This is a genomic window from Ureibacillus aquaedulcis (genome assembly GCF_030418165.1).
GTDB classification, from domain to species: Bacteria; Bacillota; Bacilli; order Bacillales_A; family Planococcaceae; genus Ureibacillus; species Ureibacillus aquaedulcis.
The window spans coordinates 1-18,110 of record NZ_JAUHTQ010000011.1 but is presented as its reverse complement, the minus strand read 5'-3'; the positions used below and the strand labels follow the sequence as shown (position 1 = coordinate 18,110).

Sequence of the window (18,110 nt, the reverse complement as noted above, 5' to 3'; positions counted from 1 at the left end):
TTTTATTCTTCCATATAAACTTCGCCGTCTTTGTAAGTCATTTGCTCAGGGTAGCGCAGGTTGATAACGGCGTCCTGGATTTCCTGTGAAGGTGGTTTTGTTGCCAGCGAGACGATGATGTTTGTTGCAAATGCTGCGATTGCACCGAATACACCCGCACCGGTATCGATAATGCCAAGAATAGTAAAGCCGCCGTATTTAGCTGCGAAGATATAAGTTAAAGTTACTCCTAGACCAACAAGCAACCCGGCAATCAACCCTTTTGAGTTTGAACGCTTCCACCATACGCCCAGCACCAATGCAGGGAAGAACGTACCTGTGGCTAATGCGAATGCCCAAGCTACAATTTGCGTAATGGCTCCTGGAGGATTCAGGGCTACCAAACCAGCTAACAGCGTCGCTATAATGATTGTAATACGACCAACATTCAACCGTTGTTTGTCAGTTGCAGTGGGTCTTAAAATACGATAATAAATATCATGAGCAAATGCAGATGAAATGGCAATCAATAAGCCGCCTGCAGTTGAAAGGGCAGCTGCCATAGCGCCGGCAGCTACTAGACCAATTACAAATACACCTAAATTTGCTATTTCCGGTGTAGCCATTACGACAATGTCATTCGCAATTATTAACTCATTCCACTCAAGGATACCATTGCCACTTGTATCCGCTACCTTTAATAGCCCAGTATCTACCCAAGTTTTCGTCCAAGCAGGAAGTTCGGCTATCTTACTGCCGGCTACTTGAGTCATAAGGATAAAACGGGAAAACGCAGCATATGCAGGTGCAGAGAAGTATAATAAACCGATGAATAATAGCGCCCAAGCACCTGACCAACGAGCAGCTTTCATCGTTGATACCGTATAGAAGCGAGCGATTACGTGAGGAAGACCCGCAGTACCCGCCATTAAGGTAAACATAAGTGCAAGGAATTGCCACTTGGTCCCTTTTTCAAATGGTGCAAAGTATTCGGATAAACCCAATTCACGATCCAGCTCTCCTAACTTCCCGACAATTTCTCCATAAGATAACCATGGTAGTGGGTTGCCTGTAATTTGTAGAGACATGAAAATAACGGGTACAAGATAAGCAACGATCAACACAATATATTGTGCTACTTGTGTCCAAGTAATCCCCTTCATTCCCCCAAATGCCGCATAAAATGCAATCAATACTACCCCAATCATTGTTCCTAGCTTTGCATCGATTTCGAATAGACGGCCGATTACTACACCGGACCCAGACAATTGACCAATCGAGTAAGTGAAACTGATAATCATCGTACAAATCGCTGCGATAATCAGTGCTGTTTTGCTTTTAAAGCGATCCCCGATAAACTCAGGTACAGTATAGCTTCCAGACTTTCTCAATTGGGGAGCGAGCAGGAATGTTAAAAGCAAATAACCTCCAGTCCACCCCATAATGTAGGCTAAACCATCGTAGCCCAGCATCATAATAGTTCCGGCCATTCCAATGAAAGAAGCAGCGCTCATCCAGTCAGCACCAATAGCCATCCCATTCCAAATCGGTGGAACTCCGCGGCCGGCAACGTAGAAATCGGATGTTTCTTTTGCTTTATTGAATATCGCTATAAAGATATATAAAGCAAAAGTCGCTAAAATAATGACTAACGATGTTATAAATTGTGTATCCAAAAATCATCCTCCTTTGTCGCTAGGCTTTTAATCATTAATGATCGACAGTAGTTCCCCGTCCAATTGCTTCATTCTTGTTATGGTCGATTCCATACTTTTTGTCGATTTTATCCCCAACAAATGCATTAACAAATAGCAATATAATGAAGACTGCCAAAGCGCCTTGAGCTCCCATATAGTAGTGCAGCGGGAAACCGTTAAAGTAAATGTCACTTAAAGGTTCGGCAAATAGCACTACACCATAAGAAACAATCGCCCAAATAATAAAATAAATAACCATATAGGTATTCTTTTCACGGAAGTAAGCATCTGCTCTTCTTTTCTCGATTCTTTTCATTGGATCACCCCTGTTCTCAATTTCCTGAAAACCTACTGTTGCAAGGATGTATACGATTTATCTCTTGAAGTTTATATTTCACACTTCCTTTATAACAGGATTGTATTTTTACCCTGTCTGCTTGATGCGGCAAGGAAAAAATAAAGATGTCAGCAATTATTTAGAATCGAAAACGATTGGCAAAAAGAGGTCAATAATAAGAGGTTAAAAGGAGAATATTACTGTAAGCTAAAGATAAATCTTACGGTATCTAAAAATGGGGCTGGTACGAGTATAATTTCAACAATTATATATAGCGCTATTGCAACAAACGGCACAGCTAAATAAACAAAGCGTTTTTTTCTTATAGCAATGAATAAACAGATTCCTGAAAGTATGAGAAACACGTATAAAATGGCCTATGACCTCCTTCTTTTCGACACCACTCTTTTATGATTAAAATTTATGAGTAAAATCGTCACAATATTATCAATTTCAAAAGAAAATATTACTCATAATTGTAAAAAATCTCTATTTATCCCATCTTTCGAATTAATTATCCTTAAATAGAAAGCTTAAAAGGACTTCATCAAAAGATGATGTCCTTTTAAAAGAACCAGCAAATATCTTAGCGTTTGAACCTTTTTAAGCAGGATAGGGAAAATAAGGGGGAGGGGGGATCTGTAGCCCGAACTATTATTACAATTGGCCCAAATACGTATTAGATCATTCATTCATTACAAGACATATTTACAGAAGTACTCTGCCATTTCTGCATAGGTTAAGTTTAATTTTCGCATTAATCCTAGGCAGTTCGATAATACAATATCGGCTCCTTCAGATTGCTCTAATTGTACACCGTATTCGCTCTGAAGAAAGTTAGCAAAATCCCACTTTTCCGGAGAGTCCTGTTTTACTCCATTATAATAATTATCCATTTCAGTATATAAATCTTCAAAAAACTGTTCGAATAACTCACTTCGTTCTAGTAAGTAACGATAAGTGCTGCTATTTGTTGGAACTTTCGAGGCATACACATCTTGCGTCACGATTTGAATAATATCTTCCTCATTGATGTATTCACTTGCGGTTTCTTCTATAATCCAAATTGTTGATTGGAATAGTGGATGAGATTCTAGCGTCTGCACATTGTCTAGTTTCTTACGATAAAATTTCTTTAAAATAAGGCCATCATCTGAAACATAAAGAACTTCATATTGAAATGTTGTATTCACTTCCCATGTATTGTCTTCTTCCAAAATGGCATAGCTCTCCCCATAAAGTACATCAGTTTGCATTTGGACTGTTTCAAATTCGTAATAGGTTGAGCCCTCAACTGCATATCCAGAATATCTCAAATAAACGTCTTGCACATCTTTTTTACATGGGTTAACAAGACATAAGCTGTATTTTTCCTTTGGAATGACAAATTGAAGAATAGCATTCAGCTCCTTCTAGGTTGTTAAGCCAGTTTTTTTGGCTGCTTAAGAAAAAGCATTCGTTAAAACATATTCGCAAATCTCTATAATATTCATCATTATTGGGTTTTCTTAAAGTTTCCCAAATTGATGGTAGCCGAACGGAAAAGGTGATTGTAGGTTCCTTATCTACTTGAAGAAAAAAATCTGTGGAAATTTTCTACTCAAACTTTTGCAACTTGGATGTTCAACCTATACGGGCCCCGTATTTCTACATAAATTAATTGTAGTTCAGAAGAAAGGAGGAGTGAAATGAACCCGTTTGATTATGATGACGATTTCTTTGATGAATCCCCAAGAAGAGGTCGTGGAAGAGGGGGACAACAACAATTCCCACAGGGAGCGCCAGGTTATCCTGGAACTTTCCCAGGTATGCCAGGATTCCCAGGAGGTCAAGGAGGATTCCCGGGTAGCCCAGGAGGATTCCCGGGAGGTCAAGGAGGATTCCCAGGTAGCCCAGGAGGATTCCCGGGTGGAGGCGGTCCAGGTCAACTTCAAGCACCAACTTCGCCACCACCGAGCTTTACACCGCAAATGTCAACATTCCAACAACAAGAGTTCACTCGCAGAGGTGGAGTAGGTGGAATAAGACGATGCTTCTTCAGAAATACCTTCGTGTGGATGAGAAACGGCAATGCTTTTTGGTTCTTCCCGATGGTTGCTTTTGGAAACCAAATTATCGGCTTCCGATGGAGAGGAACAAGAGGCTGGGTTTACGATTCCATCAACCGGAACAACATCCTGTTCTTCCAATGCTATTAATTATCTAAATAGCATTTACACCCCTATATTCGTATATACCCCACTTCAAAGTGAGATGCGTCATGTATCTCACTTTTTCAGGTAGTTCTAAGTTGAAAAGTGAAGGAATATGAAATAGTAATGATTTTTTATGGGGTGATGATAATGGACAATCTTAATGCAGTGCGTGAGGAACTACTGAAAAGTGTTAGTAGTTTAACAGATGAACAACTAAATGAGGTTGTAGAAGAAGGTTCATGGAGTATTGCACAAATCTTGGAGCATTTATATATCATGGAACTGAATGTAGTGAGGCAGATTCGTCTGGCACTTAACCAAGAAGAGTATGATGAACCTGGATCGTTCCCTCTTCATGTTGTGGCGGATCGCACGAAGAAAATCAGTGCTCCGGAAATTTTAATTCCGTCCAACAATTTTCTTACATCCGAAGAGTTAAGAGAGAAATTAAGCGCTTCAAGAGCATTTTTAGAAAAAATCGCCCATCACCATAGTGAGGAAGAGCTGAATCAAAAAACGTTTGCCCATCGCCGATTCGGGGTCCTTACATTGAGCCAATGGATATCTTTAGTTGGCTATCACGAGCAACGGCATATTGGACAAGTAGAGGAAATTAAAAAAGCATTAACCAAATAATTATAAAGAAACTTCCAAACACTAGTTCAGGAGTTATCTGACTGGTGTTTTTTCATAGCATTTCAATCAGCCCGAAAAATAATAGGAGTACAATGCGATATTATGGGTAAAAGATAATATTATATCTAAATTTTGAAAGAGGAACCTGGATGACTAATATATTATTAATTTTATTGTTACAGCTCGTGTATGTGCCATTATTAACACTACGAACGATTTTCTTAGTAAAAAACCTTACATTATTCGCAGCCATTTTTGGGATAGTTGAAATGCTTATTTATGTATTTGGTCTTTCTTTGGTATTTAATGGAGACCAAAGCTTGGCTGCAATGATTGTCTATGCTGTTGGGTTTGGACTGGGAATGTTCCTGGGAACGAAGATAGAAAATAAACTAGCAATCGGCTACGTATATATCACGATCAATACGCAAGATAAAAATCAAGAGTTAATTGATACATTAAGAATAAATGGGTTTGCGATTACCACCTATGTAGGTGAAGGGCGGGATAGTGACCGTTACAAATACGAGATACTGGCAAAACGTAATCGCGAAAAAGAAGTGTTTACATTAGTTGAAGCAATTGAGCCAAAAGCATTTATCATTTCATATGAACCTAAATCATTTAAAGGCGGTTTCTTGGTGGACCGGATGCGGAAACAAGCGAAGGCTAGGCAATGATTAAAAGCTAGGAAGTATTGTTTTCCTAGCTCTTTTTTTTGACTTTAAACCTGTTTCGAAAATAAGTGAAATGCTATGCTATATACCTAGAAATTCGATTTCTGTACAAGGAGCGACAAGATAATGGGCTTTTTACTTTTCCAATGAAAGGGGTTTGATGTTTGCGTTATATGCCTGGATGAGCTGCTCTAGTCTTTCGATCTTGGCAGGTCCTTGTGGGCAAGGATGATAGTATTCTTTATTTTCGGATTGAATCCCGAAAGAAGGAATTCCGCTATCCTGAATTAACTGAATCCACCTTCTTTTTTCCTCCTCAAAATATTTCCATCTACTTCTTTTTTCTACGCCCCAGCCAATTAGAATCCAAGGATGCTGCGTCATTTCAAATAAAGAGGGCAGTGTAATAGTAGGATATTTGCCAGTACCTTTTAAGTGTTCAAAAAGGTTAATGGAATCCACGCCATTCGTATTTCTTACATAAAACAAATTATAGATATGAAGTCTGCCTTCCAAGTTTGAATGTGCTGCTTTCATGAATTGAATCAATTGCCGCATGGTATTGTCTATTGTCGTTTCGTCAGTATGGGATCCATTCATAATAAGCTTTTTCCTTGCTTCTCCCTGCAGATCTGCTGAACCTGGATTTAACATTACCACCGCACCTAATGACTTCCGAGAAGAGCCGAATTGTATATAAGTATTTGTTCGATATACTTCCGACCCAATTAGCTGAAAAGTGGCGACAGCTTTCACATTTTCCAACTCCCAAACCCCCATCTATACGTAGTGTCATTCATCATATTCGAAGGATTATGGAATTATTATCCTAAATTCATACCTATAGAAATTTTTTCGAAAAAGTAAATTTTAATTGAAAGCAGGTGGGTTTTGGGAGTAAATATAAATTTGTTGGTGTGAAAAATGGTTGAAATTTATTGAAAGGTATATAATTATGTCTATTAGAAACAATATTCTATATAAACGATACAGAACTAAAAAGTAGTGTATCTATTATATAGATATACTTATTTTCTATTGGAAGATATATAAATTACAATTTTTAGTTTGAGGAGACGAGTAAGGTGCTAGAAGAAATATTTTCAACCTATGCCTCTTTGTTTGATTGGCATATGTGGGTAGAAGTTTTATCAAGTTCGGAAAGCTGGGGACTTATTTTATCTTTGGCAGTGATGGAATGTATATTATCAGCTGATAACGCATTGGTACTTTCTGCGTTTGTAAAACCACTACCAAAGGAGCAGCAAAAAAAGGCGTTGATTTATGGACTATGGGGAGCTTACATTTTCCGTTTTATCTTTATCGGACTAGGTACCGTATTAATTAAATTCTGGGTGATTAAATTAATAGGCGCACTTTATCTGTTGTACTTGGCCATTAAATTTTTCCGAGAAAAAAGCAAAGGCCAAGATGCAGAAGAAGAAGCGGACGCAAAACCAAAGGGCTGGTTAGTAAAAGTATTCGGCGTATTTTGGGCAACGGTTATTAGTGTAGAGTTAATGGATTTAGCTTTTTCCGTCGATAGTATTTTGACGGCACTTGCCATTTCCGAAAAAGTTTGGGTCGTGCTGCTTGGCGGTATGATAGGTATTCTATTGATGCGAGGGATTGCAACGTTCTTTATTGCCCTTATGAATAGAGTACCTGAATTGGAAACGACAGCTTACGTGTTAATTGTATTTATTGCGGTCAAAATGGGGTTAACAATCATAGATATACACATTCCTAATGAACTATTTATAATTGTATTAGTTTTAGCGTTTGTTTTAACTTTTATTATTCATGCGGTTCGAAGCAAAAAAAGTACGGCGAATTAAATACACAGATGGTGAAAAAGTTTATGCTTTTTCACCTTTTTTAATTTAAAGCACTTTTTGATAAGATTTTGCCATTCCCTCTACTCCGATGGGAAATCCAGATTAAGAGAAGTTTTGTGCCATCGAAATTCGTGAAATTTGTTATAAATTGCAGTATGTCCACATATCTTGTAAAGATGCTTATCGTCAATGTATCGACTTTTAGTAAAAAGTGAGGTGTAGGCATGTCTGAATATGAAACTTTTATGGAAGAGAAAAATAAAATTGATAGTTATTTTGACAGAGGCTATCAAGTCATCAGTATTTTTGAGAATTTAAGTGGCACATTCGTTGATTTTGTTACCGGTGAAGGGGCAAGTGAACGGGAAGTTGTCCAACTACAATTACTTACTGCCGAAGCTAGAAACTATATTGCCGCAAAATTATTATTCGTCAACTAATATAAGAGAACGAATTGGAGGGGAGAAATACTTCCCTCTTTTTTTATGGTTGTTTTCTAGTCAAGATAAAACCCGAATCTTAAGGAGGGGATGATTCAGCAATCAGGTACTTTTAACACTAGTGCTTGTAATATTACCTATTTCTTATCCCCCTAATTAGTTGTGTTTGGACCAATCAGATTAAATGCGATGCGAAAGATAAAATATGAGAACCCTGCCAATCCGATTATGCCCACTATAGTTAATCCTGCTATTTGATCAGAGTAAAGCATTCCTATAACAAACATAGTAAAACAAATAACTACGCCAAATAGCGAGAGTAATAATTTACTTTTATTCAATGCGTATGCACTCCTTCCTGTTTTTTATATTGTATACGTTCTAATAGAGTGAAGGTTTCACTGGTACAAAGCCATTGGCGATTTACCATATCTCGTTCTTGACACCTCCTAAACGTTTTGTTAAATTGTTAGTAATTATACAAACAATTAATTTATTTGTTTACAATAAAAATAAACGGTTCCATTTTTCGTTTAGGGTTAGGGGTGTTCATAATATATGAGTCAGTCAGAAATATTCTGGAATGCTACATTAGAGGAAATGAAAAAGGGATACACAGAGGATGCAAGTCAATATACCTGCCTGATGTGCGGCGAAAGGATAGAGAAGGGCATTATTTACCCTCAAGGGGAAGTTTTGTATGAAGCAAAGCGTTTTATTCGATTGCATGTAGAACAAACACATGGCTCGGTGTTTGAGTATTTAGTGGGCCTGGATAAAAAATTTACAGGGCTGACTGAACACCAAACAACACTTCTTCGCCATTTTTATGCTGGAAAGAGCGATAAAGAAGTTCAGGAAGAGATGGCGATAGGGAGCAGCTCTACAATCCGCCATCATCGTTTTGTCTTGAAGGAAAAGGAACGCCAGGCAAAAACAATGCTTGCCATTATGGAATTGTTAAAGGAAAAGGATCAGAATGCACCGGCATTTGTAGCACCTCACAAACATGCAACAATGGTGGATGATCGGTATTCTGTTACGACCGAGGAACAGGCAAAAATTTTGGATAAATACTTTACAGAAGGACTAGGTGGGCCATTAGCAAAATTCCCTCCGAAAGAAAAGCAACGTATTGTTATTTTAAGAGCCATTGTAGATAGATTCGATGCATCTGCCGTATACACGGAAAAAGAAATGAACGGGATTTTAAAAGAAATCTATGAAGACTTTGTATTACTGAGAAGATACCTAATCCAATATGGATTTTTTGATCGAAAAGCAGATGGCAGCGCCTATTGGATAAAAAAATAGAGCATCAGCAGAAAGTGAGTGAGGCATATGGATAGAAAAAAAGAATTAAAGCAACAGTATCAAGAAATCGAGATTGTTGCTGGTGTTTATCAAATTAAAAATAATACTAACGGAAAGTCGTTTGTGGAAAGTACAAGAAACTTAAAAACGATTAACGGTGTTAGATTTACGCTTAACAACAATACACATCTGAATAAAGGTTTGCAATCAGAATGGAATGAATTTGGTAAAGAAGCGTTTTCCATCGAAATTTTGGAGAGATTGAAAAAGGATGAGGGTAATCCATTCTTTAACGAAAGAGAAGCCTTAAAGGAAATGGAACAGAAATGGCTTGATGAACTGAAACCTTATGGAGAGAATGGATATAACTAAAAAGTATAAGAAAAAGTGTACACTTTATAGTATTTAAAGCGGGCACTTTTTTATTGTCGAGTAAGTTGCCGTTACTAATGAGAAACATTAAAAAATACTTGAAATATCATTCATTTCAAATCATTGGATTTAGTAATATATAGTGACATATGCGAAAGGAGGAGGGACCCTTTTTGAAAATTTTCCGCTTTCTCTTGATTTTCAGCATCATGCTTTTAGTCGGTTGCGAAGAGTCGGTGGAAGAAAAGCCAGTTGTCACGGTATATGCCAAACCAGTAATCGAAACAAGTTCTATTACCGAGATTTCAGAAGAGGATATACAGTTGGAAACTTCCAGTGACGAGATTGCGTTAGTAAATGCTTGCTATGATAATGAGATTTATATCATAGAAGAAAAAACTTGTTCGCTGAATATTGAATGCAATGATTTTAATTCTTGTGTAGAGTGGGGAAATCAAATAGTGGCAGAACTTGAAGCTGAATATGGCTCGCTTGTCTATGAAGAATCTGTTGCAACCGGTCAGGAAGGAATCACCCTCCTTGCAAGCTATAATGTCGATAATGACGGAGAAATCATCTACACAGAAGAAAAAGTTCAAAAAGAGGTTTTGGAGTATCATTCCAATCTTTGGTATAGCTTTAGTTGGCTGATTCCAGAACAATATCGGGAAGAAATCGACCAATTCGAAGTGTTTGAAAGTGGAGACACACTCGCATACATAACCTTGCATGATAAATATGGCCGATTTTGGACGTTGGGAATGAATAATAAAGATATCGAACTTGCTTCAGAAACCTTGGTCACCTATTTACATGAATACGCGCATTTCCTCTCTTTAAACGGGAGTCAGATTGATTATTGGGTACCAAAAGAAGGCTGTAATTCGTTATTTTTAAAAGACTCAGGCTGCTTTTATGAAGGTGCCTATTTGAATGCTTTCTATAAACGGTTTTGGGAAACCGGTGGACATGGCAAGATAGAGGATTTTTATGTATCGAGATATGCCATGTATTCTCCGGAAGAGGATTTTTCAGAATCCTTTGCCCATTTTGTCTTAACAAAAACTCCAAATGGAAGAAGTGTAAGGGAAGAAAAGCTTTTATACTTTTATGAGTTTGAGGAACTTGTTCAATTACGTACGGAAATTCTGGCTCGCACAGCTACCTGGCTTGTTCGAAGTACCCTCAAACCTAAAACATAAGGAGATGCTTTTTGGTGAAGCAAAAAACCCCCTTCGCCTATTGCGTCGGGGATGTTATTTTCTGCGGCCATCTATCCATTATATTATGAAAAAGCGTCTTTTAAAGAGGCGCTTTTTTAATTCAAGATATTGTACAGTTATAGTACCCGCAGATTCAAAAATCATGACTGTTATTTTAAACCATCAATGAATGCTTCGATTTCTTCTTGTGTTTTACGATCCTTGCTAACAAAACGACCGATTTCTTCATTATCACTAAAGGCAACAAAACTTGGGATGCCGAATACATCCAATTGGATACATAAATCGATGAATTCATCACGATCTACTTTGATAAATTGATATGTGTGCGCATATTTCTCTTCGATTGTTGGCATAACAGGATCAATGAAACGGCAATCTCCACACCAATCTGCCGAAAACATAAAGATTGTCTTTCCATTAGCTTTTAACTGCTCAAATTGCTCAACCGATTGTAAGTTTTCCATTTTAATTCCCCCTTGCTTTTTCCTTATCTTACCACAAGCAATAAGTTATTTCCTATAAGGAAGCTAAGAAATAACAAAATCTTCTTTTAATACTATCCCACAAATCGAACAAAATATATCCATCAGATAAACCGAGTTTTTGTACCATTGTACCAATTGATTTGAGGAGCATTTGTTTCTCTACTCATGGAATGAAAATTACTGCACATTCTAAATGATGAAAGGAGGGTTCCATTTGGTTCGGCATTTAATTGCATTGTTTATAGGCTTATTAACTGGCGGCACAATTCTTTCCTACGAGGTAAAAGCAAATGAGGCACCTTCACAGGAACAAGTAGTCGAACAACGTATGTCTATGTATATCCAATTCCAGGATCATATTGTTCCTTGGTATAATTTAGCGGCTATTGACCAATATGAACGGAATATCCAAGCGGTTAGACCGGACATCCCAAAACGAGAAAGCACCATTGCCATTCAGTTTTCTAAAGAGTCTTGGGTGGGGGCAATGAACCCTCAACCTGATGATACTTCCATTTTTTCAATTGAATATTTCGGAGGTTTAGGACTCGATGGGAATGGTGATGGCGATGCGAGTCGTGAAGATGACGAAGATGTGATGTTTACACTGGTTAACTATTTAAGTCAGTTTGGCCCAACAGAAGAAGATTTCAAACTCGCTTTGTATGATTATTACCAGAGCGAGGAGGTTGTTAATCAGATATTAACAATAGCTAAAATGTATAAAAATTATGACACGATTGATTTGGATACGCATGTTTTCCCGGTTCCTGTACGTGGTTATAATTATAGCTACCGAGGAACATGGGGTGCCAACCGGGGATGGGGCGGAAGGCGTATACATGAAGGAACGGATATATTTGCAGGGTACAGTACACCTGTAGTTTCCACTTCTTATGGTGTAGTAGAAGTAATGGGATGGAATGAATTTGGTGGATGGCGTGTAGGAATACGAGATAATCACAATACCTATCATTACTATGCCCATTTAGCCTACTTTAACAAGGATTTAAAAGTTGGGGATCTAGTAGAACCAGGAATGCTCCTTGGTGGCGTAGGTAGTTCGGGTTATGGAAAAGAAGGTACTTCCGGTAAGTTCCCGCCACATTTACACTACGGGATGTATAAGTTTAATGGTCGTACGGAATGGGCATTCGACCCTTATCCATCTCTTACACAATGGGAGAAATATACGAAACAGCAAAAGAAATAATTATAAGGTTGCTCTAAAAATGGGCAACCTTTTAAAAAAATTCAAACCCTATATTGACAAGGTGGTTGGAACTATGTTAAATTTATCTCGAATTAAAGATAAATTAATTCCAAACAAAAAATGAATTCGTAAGTTAAATTATTTTTTTAATATAATATCTCGATTTCGAGACAAAATTGGAGGAAATTTAAAATGGCAAAATGGACAGTAGATCAATCTCACTCAAGTGTAGGATTTGAAGTAAAACACATGATGGTTTCTAAAGTGAAAGGAAACTTCGATGCTTATACAGCAGAAGTAGAAGCAGCAGATCTTGCAGACTTAACTACAGCTGCAATTGCATTCAAATTTGATGTGGCGAGCATTAATACTCGCAGCGAAGACCGTGATAATCACCTACAAGGTGCGGATTTCTTTGATGCTGAACAATTCCCGACAATCGACTTCAAATCAACAAGCATCACTAGAGATGGTGATGACTACAAAGTAACTGGTGATTTAACGATCAAGGATGTAACAAAACCAGTAACATTTGATGTTGAATATGGCGGTAAAGGTAAAAACCCATGGGGCGTAGAAGTTTATGGTTTCGAAGCAGAAGCTAAAATTAACCGTGAAGAATTCGGTTTAACTTGGAACGCAGCTCTTGAAACTGGTGGAGTTTTAGTAGGTAAAGACATCAAAATCAAAGTTGAATTAGAAGTTAACCCAGCTGCATAAGCCTAGGCAAGGAAAATTAAGAGGGCATTCCATAAGTTTGCCCTCTTATTAAATAGAAAAGGTTATTTTACTATTAGGGATTTTCTAAGTCGAAGACAATACTTATTGAATAAAAGTGCAGTAACAGAACCATAATAATATAGAAAATTTGAGGCAAATATTTTTTTAACTAAATATCTCGAATTCGAGATATTAATTAGGAGGAATTCTGATGAATGAATTAAAAGGTCTGCACCACGTAACTGCAATTACAAGTAGTGCAGAAAAAATTTATAATTTCTTTACTTATACATTGGGCCTTCGTTTAGTAAAGAAAACAGTGAATCAAGATGATATTAAAACATACCACTTATTTTTTAGTGATGACGTTGGAAGTGCGGGGACAGATATGACATTCTTTGATTTCCCTGGTATCTCTAAGGGTGTCCATGGTACAAATGAGATTTCAAAGACATCATTCCGTGTACCAAATGATGACGCATTGGAATATTGGGAAAAACGCTTTACTCGTTTAGAAGTGAAGCACACGGGGATAAAAGAACAATTCGGTAAGAAGGTTCTGGGTTTCGTTGATTTTGACGATCAACAATATCAATTAATTTCTGATGAGTTTAATGAAGGAGTAGAATCTGGAACACCATGGCAAAACGGGCCGATTCCTTTAGAATATGCCATTACGGGTTTAGGGCCAATCTTTGTACGCACTTCATACTTTGATTACCTTAAAGAGGTTTTGGAACAAGTATTCTTTATGAGAGAAATTGCCCAGGAAGACTCATTCCACCTATTTGAAATGGGTGAAGGCGGTAACGGAGCACAAGTAATTCTTGAATACAATACGGTCCTTCCTCAAGCTAGACAAGGATTTGGGACTGTTCATCATACAGCATTCCGAGTAGATGACCGTTCGGACTTGGAAGCTTGGCAACAACGTTTACAAGGATTTAAGTTACCTAACTCGGGATATGTGGAGCGTTATTTTTTTGGCTCGCTTTATACGAATGCAGCTCCTTCAATTTTGTTTGAATTGGCAACAGACGGTCCAGGCTTTATGGGTGATGAACCATACGAAACACTCGGTGAGAAGTTATCTTTACCACCTTTCTTCGAAGAAAAACGTGACCAGATCGAAAAATTGGTAAGACCTATTGATACAGTCCGCAGTACAAAACACTTTGAAAAAGAATACGAATAAGGAAGTGAATTTTATCAGATGGGGTTTCTAGATAAATTATTCGGTAAAAAGCAGGAGGAGGAGAAAACAATGACAAAATTAAATATCGGGATTATTTTAGGTTCAACTCGTGAAGGACGTGTAAGCCCTCAAGTAGGCGCTTGGGTAAAAGAATTAGCGGATAAACGCGGTGATGCTAACTACACGATTATCGATATTGCGGATTACAAATTACCTTTACTAGGCGAAGCTGGTGGTGATGCTTCAGGAGCAGCCGCTTGGTCACAGGCGGTAGCCGCTCAGGATGGATTTGTATTCATCGTACAAGAATATAACCACTCTATTACAGGAGCACTTAAGAACGCATTAGATTACTTGCGTGAAGAGTGGAATAACAAAGCTGCCGGTATCGTATCTTATGGTTCGGTAGGTGGAGCTCGTGCAGCGGAACACTTACGAGGAATCTTGGGTGAATTACTAGTAGCGGATGTACGTGTACACCCTGCATTATCTTTATTCACTGATTTCGAGAATGGAACTGACTTCAAACCGAAAGAAGTTCAAGCCGATTCAGTAAATCAAATGCTCGACCAAGTAATACCTTGGGCAACAGCTTTAAAAACAATCCGCTAATAGAAAAGCGGAAGGTGCTCGCCCAGCTCCGAACGCAACTGGAGAAATCGACCAAAGGACGCTTTTCGTCCTTGCAGGCGAATTTGAAGTTGTGGAGGAGCTAGCACCTGCAGCTAGACAAGAAAAGCGGAAGGTGCTCGCCCAGCTCCGAACGCAACTGGAGAAATCGACCAAAGGACGTTTTTCGTCCTTGCAGGCGAATTTGAAGTTGTGGAGGAGCTAGCACCTGCAGCTAGACAAGAAAAGCGGAAGGTGCTCGCCCAGCGGCAGAAAGAGCAAAAGACGCATGAGTAGGATTCTTACAATTACAACATGTGCACATGCTTGTGTGCATGTTGTATATAAATCAAAAGTATAAAATTTGAGCAAATCAATTAAAAAGGATTGAAGGATGTGCTCAGATTTTATGCTGACATAAATCTAGGAGGCAAATAATGATGAAAAAACATACAGCAGGGATTCACCACATTACAGCTATTGTTGGGCATCCTCAAGAAAACATAGATTTTTATGCAGGTATATTAGGTCTAAGATTAGTAAAACAAACAATTAACTTTGATGACCCTGGAACATATCACCTATACTTTGGTAACGAAGGTGGTAAACCAGGTTCAATTATTACCTTTTTCCCTTGGGCAGATGCATATAAGGGGAGAATAGGCGATGGCCAAGTAGGTGTGACAACCTATGTAGTACCTACTGGAGCAATGGAATTTTGGAGAAATCGCCTATCGCAATTTGATATTGAATATATAGAAGCAGAACGGTTTGGGGAAGCCTATCTTCAATTTGACGACCCACATGGTCTCCATCTTGAAATTGTTGAACGTGAAGAAGGAGAATTAAATCCATGGACTTTTGGTGGAGTATCTAAGGAAGTAGCGATTAAAGGTTTCGGCGGCGCTATTTTATATTCCGCTCGACCACAAGAAACAGCTGCTACACTGGTTGATGTAATGGGTTTAGAAACTGTTGGGACAGAAGGGGATTATACTCGTTTTAAAGCAACAGCCGATATTGGCAATATTATTGATGTAAAAATGACAACTGGCGTACGTGGAACAATGGGTGTTGGGACAGTCCACCATATTGCGTGGCGCGCAAAGGATGCTGCGGATCATCAAGAGTGGCAGGAATATGCTATGAATCATGGCCAGCACGTGACTGAAATAAAAGATCGAAACTACTTTGACGCAATCTACTTCCGTGAGTCGGGGGAAATTTTATTCGAAATCGCTACTGATCCACCAGGTTTTGCTCATGATGAATCTTATGAGACAATGGGCAAACAATTAATGCTTCCTGAACAATATGAACATTTGCGAGACCGCTTAGAAATGTCACTCATTCCTATTGAAGTTAAATCACTTGATTAAGGAGAGATAATATGATTTCCATAAACCCGAATGCTATAACTGAACACGAAGTTTCCAAAATCCTTAAAGGTTCCATTATTCCGAGACCGATTGCCTTTGTAACAACGATTTCGGATGAAAAGATCGTTAACGGGGCACCCTTCAGTTACTTCAATATAGTATGTGCACATCCTCCAATGATTTCTTTGGCTATCCAAAGGGAGAATGGAAATATAAAGGATACGGCAAGAAATATAAAAAGTAATGAAGAATTTGTTGTTCATATTGTAGATCGGGATAATGTGGAGAAGGTTAATGAAACAGCTGCCCGATTACCGTACAACAAAAGTGAGCTAGAGCTTGCTAAGATGACGCAATTGCCAAGCAAATTAATTAGCGTACCGGGGATAAAAGAAGCAAAGGTCCGGATGGAATGCAAACTGGTCAAAGCCATACCTCTAGAATCTGAGGGCAGGGTGATTAGTGATTTAGTGATAGGTGAAGTAGTACAATTCCATTTAAGTGATGAGATTTACGAAGAAAATGGAAGGATAAATGTGGAGAGATTAAACCCGGTTAGCCGTCTGGCGGGGGCCGAATATGCAGAAATAGGTGGGTTATTCTCGATTAAAAGGCCTGATTAATAGACTAGGAGGTATAAAGATGAAACACATATTTAAAGAGGGTACAAATCCAGATAAGCCTGTATTGCTTTTGCTGCATGGTACGGGTGGAGACGAAAATGGATTAGTGCAATTAGCAGAAATCGTGGATCCGGAAGCATCTTATTTAAGCGTTAGAGGGAATGTATTGGAAAATGGCATGCCTCGATTCTTTAGACGTTTAGCAGAAGGTGTCTTTGATGAAGAGGATTTAATCTTCCGTACAAACGAATTAAATGCATTTTTAGATGATGCATCAAAGGAATATAACTTTAATCGTCAAAACATCGTAGCAATCGGATATTCAAATGGTGCCAATATTGCTGCCAGTCTCTTATTCCATTATAAAGACGCTTTAAAGGGTGCGATTCTACACCATCCAATGGTACCTAGACGCGGAGTAGAATTACCGGATTTAAAAACTAAGAACGTATTTATAGCAGCTGGCACAAACGATCCGATTTGCCCGCAACAAGAGTCTGTGGAACTTCAACAATTGCTAGAAACTGCAGGAGCTTCTGTAAATGTACATTGGGAAAATCGCGGCCATCAACTAACGATGAGTGAAGTTGGAGCAGCGAAACAATGGTATGAACAAAATCTTATTTAGATAAATTCAAAAGACGACGCTTATAAGCTGAAGATAACCTCAATTAATCATGATGTGCATGAGAGTATGAACGAGGTAACCATCGCGAGATATTTGTCACTTATTTTACGCGTAGACAAAGTTTGTCTACGCTAATTTTAATATAATTCTCTAATAGAGTTTTATTTTTTGAGAACAACTTCCGAGGCTTTTGTCTAAGTTAGCTTTTAAATTATTTCTTAATTTAACGTAGAGAGTAGTGTTTTGATATGGTTGAAATCAAACAGTTTCTTTTTTAAATAAGGTGTTGACATGTAGCGCCTAGGGTTGTAATATAGTAAAAGTCGCTACGGTGACGTGAAAGTAATTTATCAAATATCGAAAAAGTAATTGACTTCGAGTTGATAAATTGATATTATATAAAAGTTGTCTCAAGTAGTCTTCGAAACTTATTTTTAAAAAGTTGTTGACACTAAAGAGAGAACGTGATAATATATAAAAGTCGCTGTTGAAAAACGATGATGCGATATGAACCTTGAAAACTGAACAACAAAACGTTAATGAATAC

At 38.1% G+C, this 18,110-nt stretch carries 20 protein-coding genes; 15 read left to right on the top strand and 5 right to left on the bottom strand.

All coding sequences use genetic code 11. The annotated features are described in order from the left end of the window. Nucleotides 1–2 precede the first annotated feature (2 nt). From QYB95_RS13820 to QYB95_RS13810, 3 genes are all read right to left on the bottom strand, one after another. On the bottom strand, nt 3–1,655 hold the full coding sequence (locus tag QYB95_RS13820; protein ID WP_301138929.1) for a sodium:solute symporter family protein: 1,653 nt from the start codon (nt 1,653–1,655) through the stop codon (nt 3–5). A 34-nt stretch (nt 1,656–1,689) separates the two neighbouring features. Next, nucleotides 1,690–1,992 (bottom strand): DUF4212 domain-containing protein, encoded by a 303-nt coding sequence (locus QYB95_RS13815; RefSeq protein WP_301138928.1) that lies wholly within the window; start codon nt 1,990–1,992, stop codon nt 1,690–1,692. Nucleotides 1,993–2,708: 716 nt separating this feature from the next. After that, nucleotides 2,709–3,329 carry a hypothetical protein gene (locus tag QYB95_RS13810; RefSeq protein WP_301138927.1) on the bottom strand — a complete coding sequence of 207 codons (621 nt, stop codon included), beginning with the start codon at nt 3,327–3,329 and terminating at the stop codon, nt 2,709–2,711. 372 nt (nt 3,330–3,701) lie between these two features. Here QYB95_RS13810 and QYB95_RS13805 point away from each other — a divergent pair, with 372 nt between their 5' ends. The 3 genes from QYB95_RS13805 to QYB95_RS13795 all read left to right on the top strand — a co-directional run bounded on the left by QYB95_RS13805 (nt 3,702) and on the right by QYB95_RS13795 (nt 5,524). Further along, the gene (locus tag QYB95_RS13805; RefSeq protein ID WP_301138926.1) at nt 3,702–4,211 is read left to right on the top strand and encodes a hypothetical protein; all 510 of its coding nucleotides are present in this window, start codon (nt 3,702–3,704) and stop codon (nt 4,209–4,211) included. A 144-nt stretch (nt 4,212–4,355) separates the two neighbouring features. Then, nucleotides 4,356–4,844, top strand: coding sequence for a DinB family protein (locus tag QYB95_RS13800; protein WP_301138925.1), 489 nt, complete (start codon nt 4,356–4,358; stop codon nt 4,842–4,844). Between the two features lie 149 nt (nt 4,845–4,993). Next, complete coding sequence (locus tag QYB95_RS13795; protein ID WP_301138924.1) at nt 4,994–5,524, top strand: DUF2179 domain-containing protein; 531 nt, start codon at nt 4,994–4,996, stop codon at nt 5,522–5,524. Between the two features lie 132 nt (nt 5,525–5,656). Here the strand turns inward: QYB95_RS13795 and QYB95_RS13790 are convergent, their stop codons facing one another. Further along, nucleotides 5,657–6,277, bottom strand: a complete 621-nt coding sequence (locus QYB95_RS13790) for a DUF1643 domain-containing protein (protein ID WP_301139007.1) — start codon at nt 6,275–6,277, stop codon at nt 5,657–5,659. A gap of 377 nt (nt 6,278–6,654) precedes the next feature. Here QYB95_RS13790 and QYB95_RS13785 point away from each other — a divergent pair, with 377 nt between their 5' ends. The 5 genes from QYB95_RS13785 to QYB95_RS13765 all read left to right on the top strand — a co-directional run bounded on the left by QYB95_RS13785 (nt 6,655) and on the right by QYB95_RS13765 (nt 10,687). Continuing rightward, entirely contained in the window at nt 6,655–7,359 is a 705-nt protein-coding gene (locus tag QYB95_RS13785) for a TerC family protein (RefSeq protein WP_301139006.1), read from the top strand. Nucleotides 7,360–7,583: 224 nt separating this feature from the next. Further along, nucleotides 7,584–7,799 (top strand): hypothetical protein, encoded by a 216-nt coding sequence (locus QYB95_RS13780; RefSeq protein ID WP_301138923.1) that lies wholly within the window; start codon nt 7,584–7,586, stop codon nt 7,797–7,799. A 558-nt stretch (nt 7,800–8,357) separates the two neighbouring features. Then, nucleotides 8,358–9,113 carry a DUF2087 domain-containing protein gene (locus QYB95_RS13775; protein ID WP_301138922.1) on the top strand — a complete coding sequence of 252 codons (756 nt, stop codon included), beginning with the start codon at nt 8,358–8,360 and terminating at the stop codon, nt 9,111–9,113. 27 nt (nt 9,114–9,140) lie between these two features. Beyond that, nucleotides 9,141–9,485, top strand: coding sequence for a GIY-YIG nuclease family protein (locus QYB95_RS13770; RefSeq protein WP_301138921.1), 345 nt, complete (start codon nt 9,141–9,143; stop codon nt 9,483–9,485). 173 nt (nt 9,486–9,658) lie between these two features. Beyond that, nucleotides 9,659–10,687 carry a hypothetical protein gene (locus QYB95_RS13765; protein ID WP_301138920.1) on the top strand — a complete coding sequence of 343 codons (1,029 nt, stop codon included), beginning with the start codon at nt 9,659–9,661 and terminating at the stop codon, nt 10,685–10,687. Between the two features lie 170 nt (nt 10,688–10,857). Here the strand turns inward: QYB95_RS13765 and QYB95_RS13760 are convergent, their stop codons facing one another. Continuing rightward, entirely contained in the window at nt 10,858–11,175 is a 318-nt protein-coding gene (locus QYB95_RS13760; RefSeq protein WP_301138919.1) for a thioredoxin family protein, read from the bottom strand. Nucleotides 11,176–11,410: 235 nt separating this feature from the next. Between QYB95_RS13760 and QYB95_RS13755 the strand changes: the two genes are divergently transcribed. The 7 genes from QYB95_RS13755 (at nt 11,411) to QYB95_RS13725 (ending at nt 17,563) form a co-directional block, all read left to right on the top strand. Next, complete coding sequence (locus QYB95_RS13755) at nt 11,411–12,409, top strand: M23 family metallopeptidase (protein ID WP_301138918.1); 999 nt, start codon at nt 11,411–11,413, stop codon at nt 12,407–12,409. Between the two features lie 192 nt (nt 12,410–12,601). Then, a complete protein-coding gene (locus QYB95_RS13750; protein ID WP_301138917.1) occupies nt 12,602–13,129 on the top strand; it encodes a YceI family protein in 528 nt (175 codons plus the stop codon). 211 nt (nt 13,130–13,340) lie between these two features. Continuing rightward, nucleotides 13,341–14,324 carry a ring-cleaving dioxygenase gene (locus tag QYB95_RS13745; protein ID WP_301138916.1) on the top strand — a complete coding sequence of 328 codons (984 nt, stop codon included), beginning with the start codon at nt 13,341–13,343 and terminating at the stop codon, nt 14,322–14,324. Between the two features lie 18 nt (nt 14,325–14,342). Continuing rightward, nucleotides 14,343–14,936, top strand: coding sequence for an NADPH-dependent FMN reductase (locus QYB95_RS13740; RefSeq protein ID WP_301138915.1), 594 nt, complete (start codon nt 14,343–14,345; stop codon nt 14,934–14,936). A gap of 437 nt (nt 14,937–15,373) precedes the next feature. Continuing rightward, nucleotides 15,374–16,312, top strand: coding sequence for a ring-cleaving dioxygenase (locus QYB95_RS13735; protein ID WP_301139005.1), 939 nt, complete (start codon nt 15,374–15,376; stop codon nt 16,310–16,312). 11 nt (nt 16,313–16,323) lie between these two features. After that, a complete protein-coding gene (locus QYB95_RS13730; protein WP_301138914.1) occupies nt 16,324–16,935 on the top strand; it encodes a flavin reductase family protein in 612 nt (203 codons plus the stop codon). A gap of 19 nt (nt 16,936–16,954) precedes the next feature. Next, nucleotides 16,955–17,563: an alpha/beta hydrolase gene (locus QYB95_RS13725; RefSeq protein ID WP_301138913.1), complete on the top strand. Its 609-nt coding sequence runs from the start codon at nt 16,955–16,957 to the stop codon at nt 17,561–17,563. Nucleotides 17,564–18,110: the final 547 nt, after the last annotated feature.

What these genes read in the sequence shown, in the direction of transcription:
- QYB95_RS13815 (WP_301138928.1), bottom strand. Translation starts at nt 1,992, where the DNA reads ATGAAAAGAATCGAGAAAAGAAGAGCAGATGCTTACTTCCGTGAAAAG.
- QYB95_RS13805 (WP_301138926.1), top strand. Translation starts at nt 3,702, where the DNA reads ATGAACCCGTTTGATTATGATGACGATTTCTTTGATGAATCCCCAAGA.
- QYB95_RS13800 (WP_301138925.1), top strand. Translation starts at nt 4,356, where the DNA reads ATGGACAATCTTAATGCAGTGCGTGAGGAACTACTGAAAAGTGTTAGT.
- QYB95_RS13795 (WP_301138924.1), top strand. Translation starts at nt 4,994, where the DNA reads ATGACTAATATATTATTAATTTTATTGTTACAGCTCGTGTATGTGCCA.
- QYB95_RS13785 (WP_301139006.1), top strand. Translation starts at nt 6,655, where the DNA reads ATGTGGGTAGAAGTTTTATCAAGTTCGGAAAGCTGGGGACTTATTTTA.
- QYB95_RS13780 (WP_301138923.1), top strand. Translation starts at nt 7,584, where the DNA reads ATGTCTGAATATGAAACTTTTATGGAAGAGAAAAATAAAATTGATAGT.
- QYB95_RS13775 (WP_301138922.1), top strand. Translation starts at nt 8,358, where the DNA reads ATGAGTCAGTCAGAAATATTCTGGAATGCTACATTAGAGGAAATGAAA.
- QYB95_RS13770 (WP_301138921.1), top strand. Translation starts at nt 9,141, where the DNA reads ATGGATAGAAAAAAAGAATTAAAGCAACAGTATCAAGAAATCGAGATT.
- QYB95_RS13760 (WP_301138919.1), bottom strand. Translation starts at nt 11,175, where the DNA reads ATGGAAAACTTACAATCGGTTGAGCAATTTGAGCAGTTAAAAGCTAAT.
- QYB95_RS13750 (WP_301138917.1), top strand. Translation starts at nt 12,602, where the DNA reads ATGGCAAAATGGACAGTAGATCAATCTCACTCAAGTGTAGGATTTGAA.
- QYB95_RS13745 (WP_301138916.1), top strand. Translation starts at nt 13,341, where the DNA reads ATGAATGAATTAAAAGGTCTGCACCACGTAACTGCAATTACAAGTAGT.
- QYB95_RS13740 (WP_301138915.1), top strand. Translation starts at nt 14,343, where the DNA reads ATGGGGTTTCTAGATAAATTATTCGGTAAAAAGCAGGAGGAGGAGAAA.
- QYB95_RS13735 (WP_301139005.1), top strand. Translation starts at nt 15,374, where the DNA reads ATGAAAAAACATACAGCAGGGATTCACCACATTACAGCTATTGTTGGG.
- QYB95_RS13730 (WP_301138914.1), top strand. Translation starts at nt 16,324, where the DNA reads ATGATTTCCATAAACCCGAATGCTATAACTGAACACGAAGTTTCCAAA.
- QYB95_RS13725 (WP_301138913.1), top strand. Translation starts at nt 16,955, where the DNA reads ATGAAACACATATTTAAAGAGGGTACAAATCCAGATAAGCCTGTATTG.